The organism is Pseudomonas sp. GL-B-12, from assembly GCF_019955895.1.
Taxonomy (GTDB): domain Bacteria; phylum Pseudomonadota; class Gammaproteobacteria; order Pseudomonadales; family Pseudomonadaceae; genus Aquipseudomonas.
The window spans coordinates 57,181-74,415 of sequence record NZ_JAHBCX010000024.1 but is presented as its reverse complement, the minus strand read 5'-3'; the positions used below and the strand labels follow the sequence as shown (position 1 = coordinate 74,415).

16 protein-coding genes and 1 pseudogene are annotated in these 17,235 nt (G+C 59.2%); 10 read left to right on the top strand and 7 right to left on the bottom strand.

Going from position 1 to position 17,235, the window contains the following annotated elements:
- Positions 1-145: 145 nt before the first annotated feature.
- Together KGA85_RS31425 and KGA85_RS31420 are read right to left on the bottom strand one after the other, a co-directional pair.
- Positions 146-910 carry a methyl-accepting chemotaxis protein gene (locus KGA85_RS31425; RefSeq protein WP_411741745.1) on the bottom strand — a complete coding sequence of 255 codons (765 nt, stop codon included), beginning with the start codon at positions 908-910 and terminating at the stop codon, positions 146-148.
- A gap of 93 nt (positions 911-1,003) precedes the next feature.
- Positions 1,004-2,026 (bottom strand): annotated as a pseudogene (locus KGA85_RS31420) (cache domain-containing protein); the annotation flags it as partial.
- 293 nt (positions 2,027-2,319) lie between these two features.
- On the opposite strand from KGA85_RS31420, the gene KGA85_RS15205 reads away from it, so the two are divergent.
- A complete protein-coding gene (locus tag KGA85_RS15205) occupies positions 2,320-2,574 on the top strand; it encodes a hypothetical protein (RefSeq protein ID WP_007975531.1) in 255 nt (84 codons plus the stop codon).
- A 30-nt stretch (positions 2,575-2,604) separates the two neighbouring features.
- Positions 2,605-3,174: a lipocalin family protein gene (locus tag KGA85_RS15200; RefSeq protein WP_223457521.1), complete on the top strand. Its 570-nt coding sequence runs from the start codon at positions 2,605-2,607 to the stop codon at positions 3,172-3,174.
- Between the two features lie 108 nt (positions 3,175-3,282).
- Here the strand turns inward: KGA85_RS15200 and KGA85_RS15195 are convergent, their stop codons facing one another.
- Positions 3,283-4,647 (bottom strand): formimidoylglutamate deiminase, encoded by a 1,365-nt coding sequence (locus tag KGA85_RS15195; RefSeq protein WP_223457523.1) that lies wholly within the window; start codon positions 4,645-4,647, stop codon positions 3,283-3,285.
- A 303-nt stretch (positions 4,648-4,950) separates the two neighbouring features.
- Here KGA85_RS15195 and hutC point away from each other — a divergent pair, with 303 nt between their 5' ends.
- Positions 4,951-5,661: a histidine utilization repressor gene (hutC, locus tag KGA85_RS15190; protein WP_173677901.1), complete on the top strand. Its 711-nt coding sequence runs from the start codon at positions 4,951-4,953 to the stop codon at positions 5,659-5,661.
- Positions 5,658-6,227 carry a HutD family protein gene (locus tag KGA85_RS15185; RefSeq protein ID WP_223457525.1) on the top strand — a complete coding sequence of 190 codons (570 nt, stop codon included), beginning with the start codon at positions 5,658-5,660 and terminating at the stop codon, positions 6,225-6,227. Before hutC ends, KGA85_RS15185 begins: the two co-directional genes overlap by 4 nt.
- A 218-nt stretch (positions 6,228-6,445) precedes the next feature.
- Here the strand turns inward: KGA85_RS15185 and KGA85_RS15180 are convergent, their stop codons facing one another.
- The 4 genes from KGA85_RS15180 to KGA85_RS15165 all read right to left on the bottom strand — a co-directional run bounded on the left by KGA85_RS15180 (position 6,446) and on the right by KGA85_RS15165 (position 8,632).
- Positions 6,446-6,730 carry a hypothetical protein gene (locus KGA85_RS15180; RefSeq protein WP_223457748.1) on the bottom strand — a complete coding sequence of 95 codons (285 nt, stop codon included), beginning with the start codon at positions 6,728-6,730 and terminating at the stop codon, positions 6,446-6,448.
- Positions 6,731-7,077: 347 nt separating this feature from the next.
- Positions 7,078-7,365 carry a hypothetical protein gene (locus tag KGA85_RS15175; RefSeq protein WP_223457527.1) on the bottom strand — a complete coding sequence of 96 codons (288 nt, stop codon included), beginning with the start codon at positions 7,363-7,365 and terminating at the stop codon, positions 7,078-7,080.
- Positions 7,362-8,087, bottom strand: a complete 726-nt coding sequence (locus KGA85_RS15170) for an N-acetylmuramoyl-L-alanine amidase (RefSeq protein ID WP_223457537.1) — start codon at positions 8,085-8,087, stop codon at positions 7,362-7,364. The genes KGA85_RS15175 and KGA85_RS15170 overlap by 4 nt, the downstream gene beginning before the upstream one ends.
- Positions 8,084-8,632: a PAAR domain-containing protein gene (locus KGA85_RS15165; RefSeq protein WP_223457539.1), complete on the bottom strand. Its 549-nt coding sequence runs from the start codon at positions 8,630-8,632 to the stop codon at positions 8,084-8,086. Before KGA85_RS15165 ends, KGA85_RS15170 begins: the two co-directional genes overlap by 4 nt.
- 629 nt (positions 8,633-9,261) lie before the next feature.
- On the opposite strand from KGA85_RS15165, the gene hutU reads away from it, so the two are divergent.
- From hutU to hutH (KGA85_RS15135), 6 genes are all read left to right on the top strand, one after another.
- Positions 9,262-10,944, top strand: coding sequence for a urocanate hydratase (gene hutU / locus KGA85_RS15160; protein ID WP_223457541.1), 1,683 nt, complete (start codon positions 9,262-9,264; stop codon positions 10,942-10,944).
- Positions 10,945-11,177: 233 nt separating this feature from the next.
- Positions 11,178-12,146: an ABC transporter substrate-binding protein gene (locus KGA85_RS15155; RefSeq protein ID WP_223543196.1), complete on the top strand. Its 969-nt coding sequence runs from the start codon at positions 11,178-11,180 to the stop codon at positions 12,144-12,146.
- A 70-nt stretch (positions 12,147-12,216) separates the two neighbouring features.
- Entirely contained in the window at positions 12,217-13,068 is an 852-nt protein-coding gene (locus KGA85_RS15150) for an ABC transporter permease (protein ID WP_046039591.1), read from the top strand.
- Positions 13,065-13,895 carry a glycine betaine/L-proline ABC transporter ATP-binding protein gene (locus KGA85_RS15145; protein WP_052960551.1) on the top strand — a complete coding sequence of 277 codons (831 nt, stop codon included), beginning with the start codon at positions 13,065-13,067 and terminating at the stop codon, positions 13,893-13,895. Before KGA85_RS15150 ends, KGA85_RS15145 begins: the two co-directional genes overlap by 4 nt.
- Before the next feature lie 152 nt (positions 13,896-14,047).
- Entirely contained in the window at positions 14,048-15,571 is a 1,524-nt protein-coding gene (hutH, locus tag KGA85_RS15140) for a histidine ammonia-lyase (RefSeq protein WP_223457543.1), read from the top strand.
- A 113-nt stretch (positions 15,572-15,684) separates the two neighbouring features.
- Entirely contained in the window at positions 15,685-17,217 is a 1,533-nt protein-coding gene (gene hutH / locus KGA85_RS15135; protein WP_223532763.1) for a histidine ammonia-lyase, read from the top strand.
- Positions 17,218-17,235 lie beyond the last annotated feature (18 nt).

Below are 17,235 nucleotides of genomic sequence, written 5' to 3'. Positions count from 1 at the left end.
TCGGCGCTTGGGTGAAAGGAGGAGGGGCGAAATCTCCCACGGATCTGTACTGCGCTAACAGTCAGAATCGAGCCTTGTCCCTCCTCCTCCCTTCAAGTCCTAGCATACAAGCGAGCTTGCTCGCGATGAGGCCAGTGAGGTTGCCTCAGATCCTGAAGCTACCCACCAACTGCTTCAACCGCGCCGCCTGCTGCTCAAGATCTGCGCACGCACGCAAGGTCGACTGCAGGTTCTCCACACCTTCCTGGTTCAGCGTGTTGATCTCGGTAATGTCGACGTTGATCGACTCCACCACCGCCGTTTGCTCTTCAGTGGCAGTGGCGACCGACTGGTTCATGCCATCGATCTCCCCGATGCGCTGGGTCACGCTGCTCAGGCGTTCGCCTGCCTGGTTGGCGATACCGACGCTGCTTTCGCTCTGGCGCTGGCTGTCGGTCATGATGCCCACTGCTGCCCGGGCGCCGACTTGCAGCTCTTCGATCATCGTCTGCACTTGCTGCGCCGAGTCCTGGGTGCGGTGAGCGAGGTTGCGCACCTCATCGGCCACCACGGCAAAACCACGGCCGGCCTCGCCAGCGCGGGCCGCTTCGATGGCGGCATTCAGGGCCAGCAGGTTGGTTTGCTGGGAGATGCTGGTGATCACTTCCAGAATCTGCCCGATGTTGACCGTGTTGCTGTTGAGGGTTTCGATGTTGCCGCACGAGTCGCTGATCTTGGCCGACAGCTGCTGCATCGCGGCGATGGTTTTATCCACTACCTGTTGGCCATCTTCGGCCAGGCTGCGGGCATCGCTGGAATGTTGCGAGGCGAGGGCGGCGTTCTGCGCGATTTCCTGGGCGGCGGCACCGAGCTGGTTGATCGCCGCCGCGACGCTGCTGGTGCGCGAGGCTTGCTGGTCGGAGTTGAACATCGACGAGTTCGACGCGGCCACCACACGCAGCGCCACCTCGTTGACCTGTCCGGTGGCCGAGGACACTTCGATGATCGAGGTGTGAATGCGCTCGACGAAGCGGTTGAACGACAGTCCCAGCGCGCCGAATTCGTCGTGGCCGTGAATGGTCAGGCGTTTGGTCAGGTCCCCTTCACCTTCGGCGATGTCGTGCATGGCGCGCCCCATGGTCAGCAGCGGCTGCATCAACAGGCTGATCAGCATGCCCAGCAGGACGATGATGATCACCACGGCAATCACCATGGCGATGATCGCCGAGGTGCGGAATTCGCTGAGCATCGAGAACGCGGTTTCCTGGTCGAGCACCAGCGCCACGTACCAGTCCGCCGATGGCACGCCGTTGACGTGGGTGAAGGAGATGAACTGGCGCTTGCCGTCGATCTCGACTTCTTTCATGCCCGGGCTGACTTTCGGCGCACCGTTGGGGTAGGCCTCGGTCAGGTTCTTGAGTACCAGCTTGCTGTCCGGGTGAATCAGGATCTTGCCGTCGGCACCGACGATGAACGCATGACCGTGACCGCCGAAGTTCAGCGAATTGATGATCGCACTGACGCTGGACAGGTCGATGTCGGCGCCGGCGACACCGATCATCTGGCCCTGGTGCTGCACCGGGGTGGCGACTGTGATCACCAGCTTGCCAGAGGAGGCGGCGATGTAGGGTTCGGTGACGATGGTCTGTTGCGCACTGTTGGCCGCCTTGTACCAGCCACGGGCGCGTGGGTCGTAGTCCGCCGCGCGGTTGCCCGCCGGCACCGAGAACATCACGCCGTTGGCGCCACCGAAGTAACTCAGCTGGAAGTTGCCGGTGTAGGCGGGCAGGTCGATGATCCGTTTCAGGCTGGCGGGAGCATTGCCGTCGGCGTTGATCTGCTGGGCCATCGACTGCAGCAGTTGCATACGGCTTTCCAGCCAGGTCTGGATGTTGCTGGTGGTCAGGCTGCCGAGTTCCTGCATCGAGGCTTCGGTACTGTTGCGCAAGGTTTCGCGCTGGCGATAGTCGTTGAACAGGATGAAACAAGCGAATGCGACGGCCACCACGAGGGCGGCGGCCAACAATATCTTGTGGCTGAACTTCATGTTTCTGGTCATGGATGAGCTACCGCAGAGGGGCTGTTCTACAAAATGGGGGAGCAAATGCCACCGACGTGGCTTTGCGTTGCATTTATGTCGACTGAACGGCGCCAAAGATTAGGCGGAGTTTCTGAAAAACGACGAAATGCCCGGTAAACAGGCAAAGTGGCTGATTTTCGGCAAAAGGTAGACGAGTGGCCCGATAAATAGCCTGCCGGGCAGGGAACCTGACAGGGGTTTTCTCTTCTAAGCTTCAGCTTGGCAGCCATGCCAATCCCCTACGCCCCCGGAGTTTCACCATGTCGTTGCGTTCCATCGCCCTGCTTTCGTTCTGCGTATTGCTCGCTGCCTGCAGCAAGGTCAATCAGGAAAACTACTCGAAGCTCTCTGCCGGCATGGCCAAGGCCGATGTGGAGACCCTGTTGGGCAAACCCGCCGATTGCTCAGGCGCGCTCGGCATGTCCAGTTGCACCTGGGGCGACAAGAACAGCTTTATCAGCGTGCAGTTCGCCGGTGACAAAGTGCTGATGTTTTCCGGCCAAGGCCTGAAGTAAACCGGGGCGTTTGCCCGCGGGAGAAAAATAATGAAGCGGTTACTGATCATCCTTTTTGCCGGCCTGGTGTTGGCCGGCTGTGCCACGTCTGGCCAGGACCCATTGGCCCCCAACACTGTCAAAAGCGTCAACCTCAAGCGCTACCAGGGCACCTGGTACGAGCTGGCTCGCATGCCGATGTACTTCCAGCGCGACTGCGCGCAGTCCGAAGCCCATTACACGCTCAAGCCTGATGGCAATGTCGCGGTGTTGAACCGCTGCCTGACGGCGCAGTGGCAATGGGAAGAGGTCAAGGGCACGGCTTATCCACAGGTGCCCGGCAAGAACGACAAGCTGTGGGTCGAGTTCGATACCTGGTTCTCCAGGCTGATCCCGGGTACGGCGAAGGGCGAATACTGGGTGCTGTACGTCAGCGATGACTACAAGACCGCCATTGTCGGTGACCCGAGCCGGAAGTATTTGTGGCTGTTGTCGCGCACACCGACCGTGAACGGTGTGGTGCGTGAGGAGCTGCTGAGCAAGGCGCGTCAGCAGGGTTACGACACCACGCGGCTGATCTGGCGGGCGTCGGAACAGCAGATGGCCGAGACGTCGAACTAACAACGCATGACCCTGTGTGAGCGAGCCTACTCGCGATGGAGTATCAGGCACAACGATGTTGACTGACACACCATCGCGAGCAGGCTCGCTCCTACAGGGTTTTTTGCATTAGTTCAGAAGATCGCGCAGTACCTGAGTGAAGGCGCGGCTGCTTTCTTCCTCGTCAGCATGCCGCCCGTCACGCACCACCCACTGACCATTCACCAGCACATCCCGCACTTGGCGATCGCCACCGGCAAACAACCAGCGGTTGAGAATCCCGTCGCCGCTGGCCGTTGCCAGGTACGGGTCGTTGCCATCGAGCACCAGCCAGTCGGCACGCTTGCCGACTTCCAGGGCACCAATCGGCTGGCCCAGCGCCTGGGCACCGCCATCCAGCGCGGCATCAAACAGCGTGCGGCCGACCATTGGCTGATCCGCGCCATACAAACGATTACGCCGCTGATCGCGCAGACGCTGGCCGTATTCCAGCCAGCGCAATTCTTCCACCACGCTCAACGACACATGGCTGTCGGAACCAATACCCATGCGGCCGCCCTGGGCGAGGAAATCAACCGCCGGGAAAATCCCGTCGCCCAGGTTGGCTTCGGTGGTCAGGCACAGACCGGCGATGGCGCGGCTCCTGGCCATCGACGTGACCTCTTCCGGGTTGGCGTGGGTCGCGTGGACCAGGCACCAGCGCTGATCGACGTCGATGTTTTCGTACAGCCATTGCAGCGGACGACGACCGCTCCAGGTCAGGCAGTCGTCGACTTCTTTTTGCTGTTCGGCGATGTGGATGTGCACCGGGCATTGCTTGTCGCTGGCCGCCAGCACTGCGCTGATCTGTTGCGGCGTGACCGCTCGCAGCGAGTGGAAACACAGGCCCAGGGCTTGCGCCGGCTGCTGCGCCAGGGCCGGTTGCAGGCGCGATTGCAACTTGAGGTAGTTTTCGGTGCTGTTGATGAAGCGGCGCTGACCTTCGTTCGGGGTCTGGCCGCCGAAACCGGAGTGGCTGTAGAGCACTGGCAGCAGGGTCAGACCGATACCCGCGGAACCTGCGGCCTGGCTGATACGCAGGGCCAGTTCGGCCGGGTCCGCGTAAGGCTGGCCGTTGATGTCATGGTGTACGTAATGAAATTCCGCCACCGATGTGTAACCGGCCTTGAGCATTTCGATGTACAGCTGACGAGCGATGACACCGAGTTGTTCCGGGCTGATTTTTCCGACGAGGCGATACATCAGGTCGCGCCAGGTCCAGAAACTGTCGTTCGGATTGCCCGCCACTTCCGCCAGCCCGGCCATGGCCCGCTGGAAGGCGTGGGAGTGCAGGTTCGGCATGCCAGGCAGCAGCGGACCGCTTAACCGTTCGGCGCCATCAGCGTTGGAATCGGCCTGAATATGGGTCAATACGCCGTTGGCGTTGACCTCAAGACGTACATTGTTGGCCCATCCACTAGGCAGCAGCGCGCGTTCGGCAAAGAAGGCGGACATGGTTCAGCACCCCATCGTGTGTTATTTGTATATACATATACAGACGTTTGCCTGCCCGGTAAACTCCGGCAAGCTAGTGGCCCGTACGGTTAGTTCGTCAGATCAAGTTCGGATGCCAGAAATTCAGAACCAAGGCGCTGTGACGAGTCATAGCCCGCTATGGCGAGGAACAGCAACGCAGGATCTGGATTTCTGGCGCCGAAATTGACTGACAGAACTGACCACACGGGCCACGCACATCAACTAAATGACCAAGGATTAACCGTGCCGACTCCGCCTCCAGTCTCTCCGTTGGCCGCGAACATGGGCGACAGTCCGGCGCCCTTGTACGCCCGCGTCAAACAAATGATCACCCAGCAAATCGACAGTGGAAACTGGCCGCCGCACTACCGCGTTCCGTCGGAAAGCGAACTGGTCAGCCAGTTGGGCTTCAGCCGCATGACCATCAACCGCGCCCTGCGCGAGATGACTGCCGATGGCCTGCTGGTGCGCATGCAAGGCGTCGGCACGTTCGTCGCCGAGCCGAAAAGCCAGTCCGCCTTGTTCGAAGTCCACAACATCGCCGATGAAATCGCCTCTCGCGGCCATCGGCACACCTGCAAGGTCATCACCCTCGAAGAAGAGGCCGCCGGCTCCGAGCGCGCCCTGGCCTTGGACATGCGCGAAGGGCAGAAGGTGTTCCACTCGCTGATCGTGCATTTCGAAAACGATATTCCGGTGCAAATCGAAGACCGTTTCGTCAATGCGCTGGTGGCGCCGGACTACCTCAAACAGGACTTCACCCTGCAAACGCCATACGCCTACCTGAACCAGGTCGCGCCGCTGACCGAAGGCGAGCACGTGGTCGAGGCGATCCTGGCCGAGTCGTCCGAATGTAAATTGTTACAGATTGAAAAAGGCGAGCCGTGCCTGCTGATCCGTCGCCGCACCTGGTCCGGTCGTCAGCCAGTGACTGCTGCTCGCTTGATCCACCCAGGTTCCCGTCATCGTCTGGAAGGTCGGTTCCATAAATGAGTAACGCAAAGGTTTTACGCGCCAAAGACTACCCACGCATGCCATGGAAAAACGGCGGCGGCAGCACCGAAGAAATCACCCGTGATGCCGGCACCGGCCTGGATGGCTTTGGCTGGCGCCTGTCGATTGCCGACATTGGCGAATCGGGTGGTTTTTCCACCTTCGCCGGTTACGAGCGGGTGATCACCGTGCTGCAGGGTGATGGCATGACCTTGACGGTTGACGGGCAGGTGACGCGGCCGCTGTTACCCATCGATCCATTTGCCTTCAGCGGCGAGAGCCAGGTGTCCTGCACCTTGCTGGGTGGGCCGATCCGCGATTTCAACCTGATCTACGCGCCGAGGCGTTGCAGCGCGCGGTTGCAGTGGCTCGGGGGCGAACAGCGGTTTTTTAGCGAGGCAGGGACCGTGCTGGTGTTCAGTGTCAGCGATGCGCTGGAGGTGAAGGTCGGTAACAGTGCCCAGCAATTGGGTCGCCATGATTGCCTGCAACTGGACGGTAACACCAGCCTTCTCGAAATCTCCGTCAGCGGGCCATGCTGTGTGATTGAACTGACTGAACGTTGACTTACATGAAATCTTCGGCAGCTCCGACGTGTCGCAGCTTGCAACCGAAACGGTCTGCTCCCAGTCAATGTAACTTACGGCTTACATTGACTGGGAGCAGACGATCTGGCTCAGATCGGCAAGACTGATGCGAGCGCCTTGTCGTTTAGCCTGTTAGCCTCACTGCTTAGAAAAAAACCCTAAAGGGCTTTTTTATTTGACCTCGAATAACGCACCTACTAATTGGCGCACATCACAATGTCGGCCTGTGTTTTCACCTCTGTTTCTATACCCAATCGGTACTTGCAGTAGTCCTTGATCTTCTGCCGTCGCTCATCGCTCAATGTTTCTATTCGCCGATAGTCTCCGTCATTGGCATGAATGTTGAAAAACTTTACTCTTAATGTAGGCGTCTTTTTTACAAAGAAAATGGTATATATTTCATGCTCGGAGTGTTCCTCGTAATAGCCAACTTTTAGAATCGCCAGCAAGGCAAGCACACCCGCTAATATGAAGTACTTCATTCTGCGACGGCCCGAGGGGGTGGCAGTATCTGCGTTTGAGTACGAATATTTCTCACCAGTTTCATACCGATATTTCCAGGACAAATTTTTCCATCGTTGTCCTGACCTGGAAACTCTCGGTGCCCGCCAAATCGCTCGATGACAAAAACACTTTTCAAGGCTTCCACTAGGTGCAGCAGAGCATCGATTTGTGTGCCGGTTATCACGTTTGATGTGTTGTTGCCGTAGTACCCATGTGGTCGGCTTGAACGCCCTGCATTTGCTTGACTCCCCCTGGAGAGCACCTTGTCGCCTAACTCATCGGTGCGAGCCGTATCAAGCAAAACCACCCTTGGGCGAAAACTTTGCTACATTTTTGCGCATGTCTCCACATCGGATTGCGTTTTTACCTCTGTTTCAATGCCCAATCTGTATTTGCAATAATCAATTATGTCCTGTCGTAACTCGTTGCTTAGTTTGTCCACTTTGCGATACTCACCATCATTAGCGTGAATGTTGTAAAACTTTATCTGAAATGTCGGGTATTTCTTGATGAACAAAACGGTCTCAATATCGCCATCTTCAAGGGCTTCGTAGTAGCCGATGTAAAGCACAGCCAGCACAACCAGCACTGCCGCAGTCAATAATTTTTTCATTCTTGCGGCGCCGGTGGAGGCAATAGTTGGGTCTTGGCTCTAAGGTTTCTCACCAACTCCATCCCAATATTACCGGGGCAGATTTTTCCTTCGGAAGCCTGCCCTGGGTATTCCCTGTGACCACCAAAATGCTTGATAACGAAAACGCTTTTCAGTGATTTGATCAAGTGCATCAGCGCGACAATTTGAGCTGCCGGAATTACGCTTGTGGTGCTGTAGCCGATGCTGTCGAGGGCGACGCGCCCCTTGGCGACCCAGTCACCCCCCTCGTCCGGTGTTGTCAAATTTTCCAGTAGTACAATACCGATCAACCCAGTGTTGAACTTCAAAACGCTTGAACCCTGGAGTCGAATGTCGCGACCTTCGAAAATCTGTCCGGTGCAATCGATCCCGTAGTGATAGCCGATATCGTCATACTTCTGACTCAGATGGCTTTTTTGAACCTCCTGCATCTTTTCTGCACCGGGAGCGCAGCTATGGCTTCGTCCGGCATGGTGCAGGGCAATCATGGTGTAGTCCCAATCCATGACCATGTCTGGTTTTCCTTTCACAGCCCCCCAAGATGATCGCTCGACGAATATAGCGTCCATTGATCGCACCTTTTTAATGATTGCCTCGCGTGTAGCGGCGCGGTCGTTTACGGTGATAGAGACAGCGGTTACCGGCTGGCCGGGCTTCACTTCCTGTGCCTTGGCTGTTGTCGTGAAGGTTGTTCCGCTCATACGATTGCCTCCGAAAACTCAGCCAGATCACGAGCAGGCGCTTGGAAAATCACGTGAAGCTCGATCTCGGAGTCCGCTGTCGGTGCTTCGACGATCGCGACGCCATTGGCGTCAGTCAGCCCTACCTTTCGATGCCCATCCACCAGGGCAATGTATGCCCGACTGGCGAGTGGCTGCCCGGTGTGGCTATCAGTGACGACAAAAGATTTAGCGAAACCGGTCGAGCTTGAGGTGGCTTCGCTGAGGCTCGGAGTCTGGTCTGTGGCAGGCATCGAGCTAACTGCAGTAGCGGTGTATTGAGTGGTTGAGCCATAAACCACATGGTCAGGACATCCACAGAGCACTCGGTCACCCGTAGCAACAAAGGGCTGTTGTTCACACCAATCGAAAACTGTCCCAAAAATTGGAAACGCTCCTTGGCACTTGCGACATTGAGCGAGGTCGCCCGATTGAGCTATCGCTTTGTCGCCTTCAAACCATGTTGTCGAGGCCGTTATGATCTCACCGTATTTGGTTTTGTCTCCAAGACAGGCTAATGCTCTCAATCTGAGTCCCTCCGGGTGAAGTATTGAATCCATTTTTGACCAGGTGATCAGTCGATTTCGACAGTTCTGGGCCGTACGTAAACCACGGCGATTAAGTAAAAAAAACAGCCATTTGTTCGAACGATATCGCCTGGATCACCCAAAGTAAGTAGGACGCTTCTGAAACTGCCTGTTGGAATGCAGCGTCCACTCAATGTGCCGCCGAAGATCGGCTCGATATATGCACCTAGGCCGGTTTTTTCGCTTAGTCGTTGAGTCCGAGCGTTTCAAGGTCGCCGTGACCAGCGTTTCCCTGTGCGCACCACGTTGTTACCGAACGCCCCAGCGTGGCGCAAAACCACGCTCAAGTAACAAAACCCCCTCGCCACAAAAATCCCCCCGAAAATTTTTCATCTTCGCCAGAACCCTTGTTCCAGGCGCTCTCCAGCCATTTCAGATTTTTTCTTGAATGCCCATCCAACAAGTTGGCCGCTTGATTGCATATGCTTGTATGTACAAGTAAAGACGTATGCGTATGAGTCACGAGGACTCAACCATCGTCCACTGATTCGCCGGTGTGCATTGATGCCCATTGGCTTGCTCGCCCACTGCCTGGGTTGGTTTGGATTGATTGCTGAGGAGTCTTTTTCGTGACTGACATTAAACCTACTAAGTTTCGTGACGTTGAAATCCGTGCCGCACGCGGTAACAAGCTGACCGCCAAGAGCTGGCTGACCGAAGCGCCGCTGCGTATGCTGATGAACAACCTCGACCCGGAAGTCGCCGAGAACCCAAAGGAACTGGTGGTTTACGGTGGTATCGGTCGCGCTGCACGTAACTGGGAATGCTACGACAAGATTGTCGAAAGCCTGACCAACCTGAACGACGACGAGACCCTGCTGGTGCAATCCGGCAAGCCGGTCGGCGTGTTCAAGACCCACAGCAACGCCCCGCGCGTGCTGATCGCCAACTCCAACCTGGTGCCACACTGGGCGAGCTGGGAACACTTCAACGAACTGGACGCCAAAGGCCTGGCCATGTACGGCCAGATGACCGCCGGCAGCTGGATCTACATCGGCAGCCAGGGCATCGTCCAGGGCACCTACGAAACCTTCGTCGAAGCCGGTCGCCAGCACTACAACGATGACCTGAAAGGTCGTTGGGTCCTGACTGCAGGCCTCGGTGGCATGGGCGGCGCTCAGCCTCTGGCCGCGACCCTGGCCGGCGCCTGCTCGCTGAACATCGAATGCCAACAGGTCAGCATCGATTTCCGTCTGAAAAGCCGCTATGTCGATGAGCAAGCTACCGACCTCGACGACGCTCTGGCCCGCATCGCCAAATACACCGCTGAAGGCAAGGCGATTTCCATCGCGCTGCTGGGCAACGCCGCTGAAATCCTGCCGGAACTGGTCAAGCGCGGCGTGCGCCCGGACATGGTCACCGACCAGACCAGCGCCCACGACCCGCTCAACGGCTACCTGCCGGCCGGCTGGACCTGGGACCAGTACCGCGCTCGCGCCAAGACTGAACCTGCCGCTGTGATCAAGGCTGCCAAGCAATCGATGGCCGTGCACGTCAAAGCGATGCTCGACTTCCAGAAAATGGGCGTACCGACCTTCGACTACGGCAACAACATCCGTCAGATGGCGCAAGAAGAAGGCGTGGAAAACGCATTCGACTTCCCGGGCTTCGTACCGGCCTACATCCGTCCGCTGTTCTGCCGTGGCATCGGCCCGTTCCGTTGGGCTGCACTGTCGGGCAACGCTGAAGACATCTACAAGACCGACGCCAAGGTTAAAGAGCTGATCCCGGACGACGCCCACCTGCACAACTGGCTGGACATGGCCCGCGAGCGCATCAGCTTCCAGGGTCTGCCGGCACGTATCTGCTGGGTTGGCCTGGGTCTGCGCGCCAAGCTGGGCCTGGCGTTCAACGAAATGGTCCGTAGCGGCGAGTTGTCCGCGCCAATCGTGATCGGCCGCGACCACCTGGACTCCGGTTCGGTATCGAGCCCGAACCGCGAAACCGAATCGATGCAGGATGGTTCCGACGCCGTTTCCGACTGGCCACTGCTCAACGCCCTGCTCAACACCGCGAGCGGCGCGACCTGGGTTTCCCTGCACCACGGCGGCGGCGTCGGCATGGGCTTCTCCCAGCACTCGGGCATGGTGATTGTCTGCGACGGTACTGACGAAGCGGCCGAGCGTATCGCTCGCGTGCTGCACAACGACCCGGCCACTGGCGTCATGCGTCACGCCGATGCCGGTTACCAGATCGCTATCGACTGCGCCAAGGAACAAGGGTTGAACCTGCCGATGATTACCGGCAAGTAACACCTGATTTGTGGGAGCTGCTTTTATGTGAGAGCGAGCCTGCTCGCTCTCACTGGCCACGCAGCGGCATTGCGCAATACCAGACCGTTTGATCCTGCCGCTTCGAGCAGGACGCTGTCACCGAACAAAAGCTGAATGTCGGTCGCGCTGCGGCGCAGGCCTGATTGGACGTGGACAGGGCTGGATGCCTCTTGACTGCCGTAAGCCAATTCATGATTAGGAGCGTCACAACAATGAAATCGAACAAGACCCTGCTGACCACATTGCTTTCCATGGGCCTGCTGGCCAGCGCTGGCGCCACTCAGGCTGCGGGTTGGTGCGAGTCGGGTAAACCTGTGAAGTTCGCCGGTTTGAACTGGGAAAGCGCCATGCTGCTGACCGACGTGATGCAAGTCGTGTTGGAGAAAGGCTACGACTGCAAGACTGACAGCCTGCCGGGCAACTCCATCACCATGGAAAACGCCCTGAGCAGCAACGATATTCAAGTGTTTGCCGAAGAATGGGTCGGCCGTAGTGAAGTCTGGAACAAGGCCGAGAAGGCCGGCAAGGTCGTTGGTGTCGGCGCGCCGGTTGTTGGCGCGATCGAAGGCTGGTACGTGCCGCGCTACGTGATCGAAGGCGACACCAAGCGCAAGCTGGAAGCCAAGGCTCCGGACCTGAAAAACATTGCTGACCTGGGCAAATACTCGGCGATCTTCAAGGACGCCGAAGAGCCGTCCAAGGGCCGTTTCTACAACTGCCCGGCCGGTTGGACCTGTGAGCTGGACAACAGCGAAATGCTGAAGAGCTACGGCCTGGAAAGCACCTACACCAACTTCCGCCCAGGCACCGGCCCGGCGCTGGATGCCGCGGTGCTGTCGAGCTACAAGCGTGGCGAGCCGATCCTGTTCTACTACTGGTCGCCAACCCCGTTGATGGGCCAGATCGACGCGGTGAAACTCGAAGAGAAGCCAGGCGTGAACAAGACCGTGGATATCAAGGTCGGCCTGTCCAAGACTTTCCACGACGAAGCGCCTGAATTGGTGGCCGTGCTGGAAAAGGTCAACGTGCCAATCGACCTGCTGAACCAGAACCTGGGGCGCATGACCAAAGAGCGGATCGAATCACCAAAACTGGCCAAGATCTTCCTGAAGGAACATCCTGAAGTCTGGCACGCATGGGTGAGCGAAGATGCAGCCAAGAAAATCGACGCGGCCTTGTAGGTTGAGCTTCTCCGGCTGCCGGCGACGGCAGTCGGATGCTTGATCGCAACCCCTTGATTGAGAGTCTCTTATGTTTCCCGAAAGCTTTACCTTTTCCATCGCCGACTGGGTCAACGGTTGGGTCGATTCGCTGGTCACCAACTACGGCGACGTGTTCCGACACATCTCCGACACCCTGTTGTGGGCCATCGTCAATCTCGAAGGCCTGCTGCGCGCTGCACCCTGGTGGCTGATGCTGGCGATCGTGGCCGGTGTGGCCTGGCACGCGACCCGCAAGGTCGTGACCACTGCCGTCATCGTTGGTTTGCTGTTCCTGGTGGGTGCGGTTGGCCTCTGGGACAAACTGATGCAGACCCTGGCGCTGATGATGGTGGCGACGATCATCTCGGTGTTGATCGGCATTCCGCTGGGCATTCTCTCGGCGCGCAGCAACCGCCTGCGTTCGATACTGATGCCTTTGCTGGACATCATGCAAACCATGCCGAGCTTCGTGTACCTGATCCCGGTGCTGATGCTGTTTGGCCTGGGCAAGGTCCCGGCGATTTTCGCCACGGTGATCTACGCCGCGCCGCCGCTGATCCGCCTGACCGATCTGGGCATTCGCCAGGTCGACGGCGAAGTGATGGAAGCGATCAACGCCTTCGGTGCCAACCGCTGGCAGCAACTGTTCGGCGTGCAACTGCCGCTGGCCCTGCCGAGCATCATGGCCGGGATCAACCAGACCACCATGATGGCCCTGTCGATGGTGGTGATCGCCTCGATGATCGGTGCCCGTGGCTTGGGTGAAGACGTGCTGGTGGGGATTCAGACCCTCAACGTCGGACGTGGCCTTGAAGCCGGTCTGGCGATCGTGATTCTGGCTGTGGTGATCGACCGCATTACACAGGCGTACGGTCGCGCACGGCATGAGGTGAGCAAATGAACAACGCAACCGTGAGCAAGATCGAAGTCAAGAACGTCTTCAAGATTTTCGGCAACCGTGCCAAGGACGCGCTGGCCATGGTCGGCCAGGGCAAGACCAAGGACCAGGTGCTGGCCGAAACCGGCTGCGTGGTCGGCGTGAACGACCTGTCCCTGAGCATCGGCAGCGGCGAGATCTTCGTGATCATGGGCCTGTCGGGTTCCGGCAAGTCGACCCTGGTCCGCCACTTCAACCGCCTGATCGACCCGACCAGCGGCGCGATCCTGGTGGACGGCGTGGACATCCTGCAATACGACATGGAAGCCCTGCGCGAATTTCGTCGGCGCAAGATCAGCATGGTGTTCCAGAGCTTCGGCCTGCTGCCGCACAAGAGCGTGCTGGACAACGTCGCCTACGGCCTGAAAATCCGTGGCGAAACCAAAGCCATGTGCGCCGAGCGTGCGCTGCACTGGATCAACACCGTGGGCCTCAAGGGCTACGAAAACAAATACCCGCACCAGCTCTCCGGCGGCATGCGCCAGCGTGTGGGCCTGGCCCGCGCCTTGGCGGCGGACACCGACATCATCCTGATGGACGAAGCGTTCAGTGCCCTCGACCCGCTGATCCGCGCGGAGATGCAGGACCAGTTGCTGGAACTGCAAAAGACCCTGCACAAGACCATCGTCTTCATCACCCACGACCTCGACGAGGCCGTACGCATCGGCAACCGCATCGCAATCCTCAAGGACGGCCGCCTGATCCAGGTCGGTACGCCGAGAGAGATCCTGCATTCGCCGGCGGATGAGTATGTCGACCGCTTTGTGCAGCGTCGGGCGGCGGTGGTTTAAAAGGTTTGTGCCGGCTGTGCTGGCCCCATCGCGAGCAAGCTCGCTCCCACAGGGATTTTGTGAACACCGGAGATCCATTGTGGGAGCGAGCTTGCTCGCGATGAGGCCGGTGAAGCTGCATCAAAATTCAGGTTTGTACGCAGAGGTTGAAGATGTCCCAGGCTGAAAAAATCGTTATCACCGAGGCGCAGGTCAGTTGGCAGGACGTGGTCGCCGTTGCTCGTCATGGCGCACAGCTTGAGCTGTCGGCGCCGATCTGGGCGCGCATCGAAAACGCGCAGGCCATCGTCCAGCGCATCGTCACCAGCGGCGAACGCGCCTACGGCATCAACACCGGCCTGGGCGCGCTGTGCAACGTCTCGCTGCAGGACGAACAACTCAGCCAGTTGTCGCGCAACACCTTGCTCAGCCACGCTTGCGGCGTTGGCGCGCCACTGACCAACGAGCAGACCCGCTCGATCATGTGCGCCGCCATCGTCAACTACAGCCATGGTAATTCCGGCTTGCACCGTCAGGTCGTCGAAGCACTGCTGGCGCTGCTCAACCGTGGCATCACCCCGCAAGTGCCGTCCCAGGGTTCCGTGGGCTACCTGACCCACATGGCGCACATCGGCATCTCGCTGCTGGGTGTCGGTAATGTCAGCTATCGCGGCGAGGTCGTTTCCGCGCAGCAAGCGCTGGCCGAAGCAGGCCTGCAACCGGTCAAGCTCGGTGCCAAGGACGGTTTGTGCCTGGTCAACGGTACGCCGTGCATGACTGGCCTGAGCTGCCTGGCGATTGCCGATGCCACGCGCCTGCTGGAATGGGCTGACGTGATTGGTGCCATGAGCTTTGAAGCCCAGCGCGGGCAGATCGACGCGTTCGATGCCGAGATCATCGCGCTGAAGCCGCACCCGGGCATGCAACAGGTCGGGATCAACCTGCGGGCCTTGCTCGACGGCAGCGAAGTGATTGCCCAGAGCAAAGGGATTCGCACGCAAGATGCCCTGAGCATTCGCTCGATCCCGCAGGTGCACGGCGCCGCTCGCGACCAATTGGTACACGCGACCAGGCAGATCGAAACCGAACTCAACGGCACCACCGATAACCCGATGGTGCTGGGCACCGCTGACAATTACCGCGTGGTGTCCCAGGCCAACCCCCACGGCCAGTCCGTGGCAATGGCGGCGGACCTGCTGGCGATTGCCATGGCGGAAATCGGCTCCATCGCCGAGCGTCGCCTGGACCGATTGATCAACCCGCACGTCAGCGGTCTGCCGGCGTTCCTGGTGGCCAACCCGGGGGTGAACTCCGGGATGATGATCGTGCAATACGTCGCCGCTTCGCTGTGCGCGGAAAACCGCCAACTGGCACAACCGGCGGTGCTGGATAACTACGTAACATCGGGCCTGCAGGAAGATCACCTGAGCCTGGGCACCAACGCCGCGCTGAAGCTGCATCGCGCGTTGGAAAACTGCACGCAGATCCTCGCCATCGAGTATTTGCTGGCGGCCCAGGCGTTCGAGTTCCTCAAAGAACAACGCTTCGGCGCGGGCACCGATGTTGCCTGGCGTCTGCTGCGCGAGCACGTTGCCCCCTACGACCAGGATCGCTGGTTGGCACCGGACATCGCCGCCGCTGCCGCGGTATTGAAAGACCCGATTTTGCTGCACAACGCTTTTCCTAACCTGAACTGATTTCAACAACACCAGCGTGCCAAGGCGCGGCTCCCCAAAAGGCAGACGCGACGGACAACGGACATCTCCGGAGCGTCTGGTGAGTTAATAACAACTCTCAAAAGGAGCACAAAATGACTTCGCTAAACCTGATTCCCGGCCAACTGAGCCTCGCCCAACTGCGTGACGTCTATCAGCAGCCGGTGAAACTGACCCTCGACCACAGCGCCTCGGCCCAGATCGAAGCCAGCGTTGCCTGCGTGGAACAGATCCTCGCCGAGAACCGCACCGCTTATGGCATCAACACCGGTTTCGGCCTGCTGGCCTCGACCCGCATCGCCAGCGAAGACCTGGAAAACCTGCAGCGCTCGTTGGTGCTGTCCCACGCCGCCGGTGTCGGCCAGCCGATCAGCGATGAGCTGGTGCGGCTGATCATGGTGCTCAAGGTCAACAGCCTGAGCCGTGGTTTCTCTGGCATCCGCCGTGTGGTGATCGACGCGCTGATCGCCCTGGTCAACGCCGAGGTTTACCCGCACATTCCATTGAAAGGTTCGGTCGGTGCTTCCGGTGACCTGGCGCCTCTGGCCCACATGTCGCTGGTACTGCTGGGCGAGGGCAAGGCGCGCTACAAAGGCGAGTGGATGGAAGCCACCGAAGCGCTGAAAGTCGCAGGTCTGACCCCGCTGACCCTGGCCGCGAAAGAAGGCCTGGCGCTGCTCAACGGCACTCAGGTGTCTACCGCGTTTGCCCTGCGTGGCCTGTTCGAAGGTGAAGACCTGTTCGCTGGCGCTTTGGCCCTGGGCGGCCTGACCGTTGAAGCGGTCCTGGGCTCGCGTTCGCCGTTCGACGCCCGCATCCACGCTGCCCGTGGCCAGAAAGGCCAGATCGACGCCGCCGCCGCGTATCGCGACCTGCTGGGCGAGCGCAGCGAAGTCTCCGACTCCCACGAAAACTGCGAGAAGGTACAAGACCCGTACTCCCTGCGTTGCCAGCCACAAGTCATGGGCGCCTGCCTGACCCAGTTCCGTCAAGCAGCCGAAGTGCTGGCGATCGAAGCCAACGCTGTTTCCGACAACCCGTTGGTGTTCGCCGCTGAAGGTGACGTGATCTCCGGTGGCAACTTCCACGCCGAGCCGGTGGCCATGGCCGCTGACAACATGGCGCTGGCCATCGCTGAAATCGGTTCCCTGAGCGAGCGCCGTATCTCGCTGATGATGGACAAGCACATGTCGCAACTGCCGCCGTTCCTGGTGGCCAACGGTGGCGTGAACTCCGGCTTCATGATCGCCCAGGTGACCGCGGCCGCACTGGCCAGCGAGAACAAGGCGTTGTCCCATCCGCATTCGGTGGACAGCCTGCCGACTTCCGCCAACCAGGAAGACCACGTATCGATGGCTCCGGCGGCTGGCAAGCGTCTGTGGGAAATGGCCGAAAACACCCGTGGGATTCTCGCGGTGGAATGGCTGGCGGCGGTACAGGGCCTGGACCTGCGCAACGGCCTGAAAACCTCGCCGAAACTGGAAAAGGCTCGGGCCATCCTGCGTAACGACGTGCCTTTCTATGAGAAGGACCGCTTCTTCGCGCCGGACATCAATGCGGCGTCTGAGCTGTTGGCCTCGCGTTGCTTGAACGAGCTGGTGACGGCGAAGTTGCTGCCTAGCCTGTAATTGCCCCTTCGCGAGCAA

Coding starts and splice junctions, on each gene's coding strand:
- KGA85_RS15155 (WP_223543196.1), top strand. CDS start 11,178: ATGAAATCGAACAAGACCCTGCTGACCACATTGCTTTCCATGGGCCTG.
- KGA85_RS15175 (WP_223457527.1), bottom strand. CDS start 7,365: ATGAAAAAATTATTGACTGCGGCAGTGCTGGTTGTGCTGGCTGTGCTT.
- hutH (WP_223532763.1), top strand. CDS start 15,685: ATGACTTCGCTAAACCTGATTCCCGGCCAACTGAGCCTCGCCCAACTG.
- KGA85_RS15150 (WP_046039591.1), top strand. CDS start 12,217: ATGTTTCCCGAAAGCTTTACCTTTTCCATCGCCGACTGGGTCAACGGT.
- KGA85_RS31425 (WP_411741745.1), bottom strand. CDS start 910: ATGTTCAACTCCGACCAGCAAGCCTCGCGCACCAGCAGCGTCGCGGCG.
- hutH (WP_223457543.1), top strand. CDS start 14,048: ATGTCCCAGGCTGAAAAAATCGTTATCACCGAGGCGCAGGTCAGTTGG.
- hutC (WP_173677901.1), top strand. CDS start 4,951: ATGGGCGACAGTCCGGCGCCCTTGTACGCCCGCGTCAAACAAATGATC.
- KGA85_RS15170 (WP_223457537.1), bottom strand. CDS start 8,087: ATGAGCGGAACAACCTTCACGACAACAGCCAAGGCACAGGAAGTGAAG.
- KGA85_RS15145 (WP_052960551.1), top strand. CDS start 13,065: ATGAACAACGCAACCGTGAGCAAGATCGAAGTCAAGAACGTCTTCAAG.
- KGA85_RS15180 (WP_223457748.1), bottom strand. CDS start 6,730: ATGAAGTACTTCATATTAGCGGGTGTGCTTGCCTTGCTGGCGATTCTA.
- KGA85_RS15185 (WP_223457525.1), top strand. CDS start 5,658: ATGAGTAACGCAAAGGTTTTACGCGCCAAAGACTACCCACGCATGCCA.
- KGA85_RS15195 (WP_223457523.1), bottom strand. CDS start 4,647: ATGTCCGCCTTCTTTGCCGAACGCGCGCTGCTGCCTAGTGGATGGGCC.
- KGA85_RS15200 (WP_223457521.1), top strand. CDS start 2,605: ATGAAGCGGTTACTGATCATCCTTTTTGCCGGCCTGGTGTTGGCCGGC.
- KGA85_RS15205 (WP_007975531.1), top strand. CDS start 2,320: ATGTCGTTGCGTTCCATCGCCCTGCTTTCGTTCTGCGTATTGCTCGCT.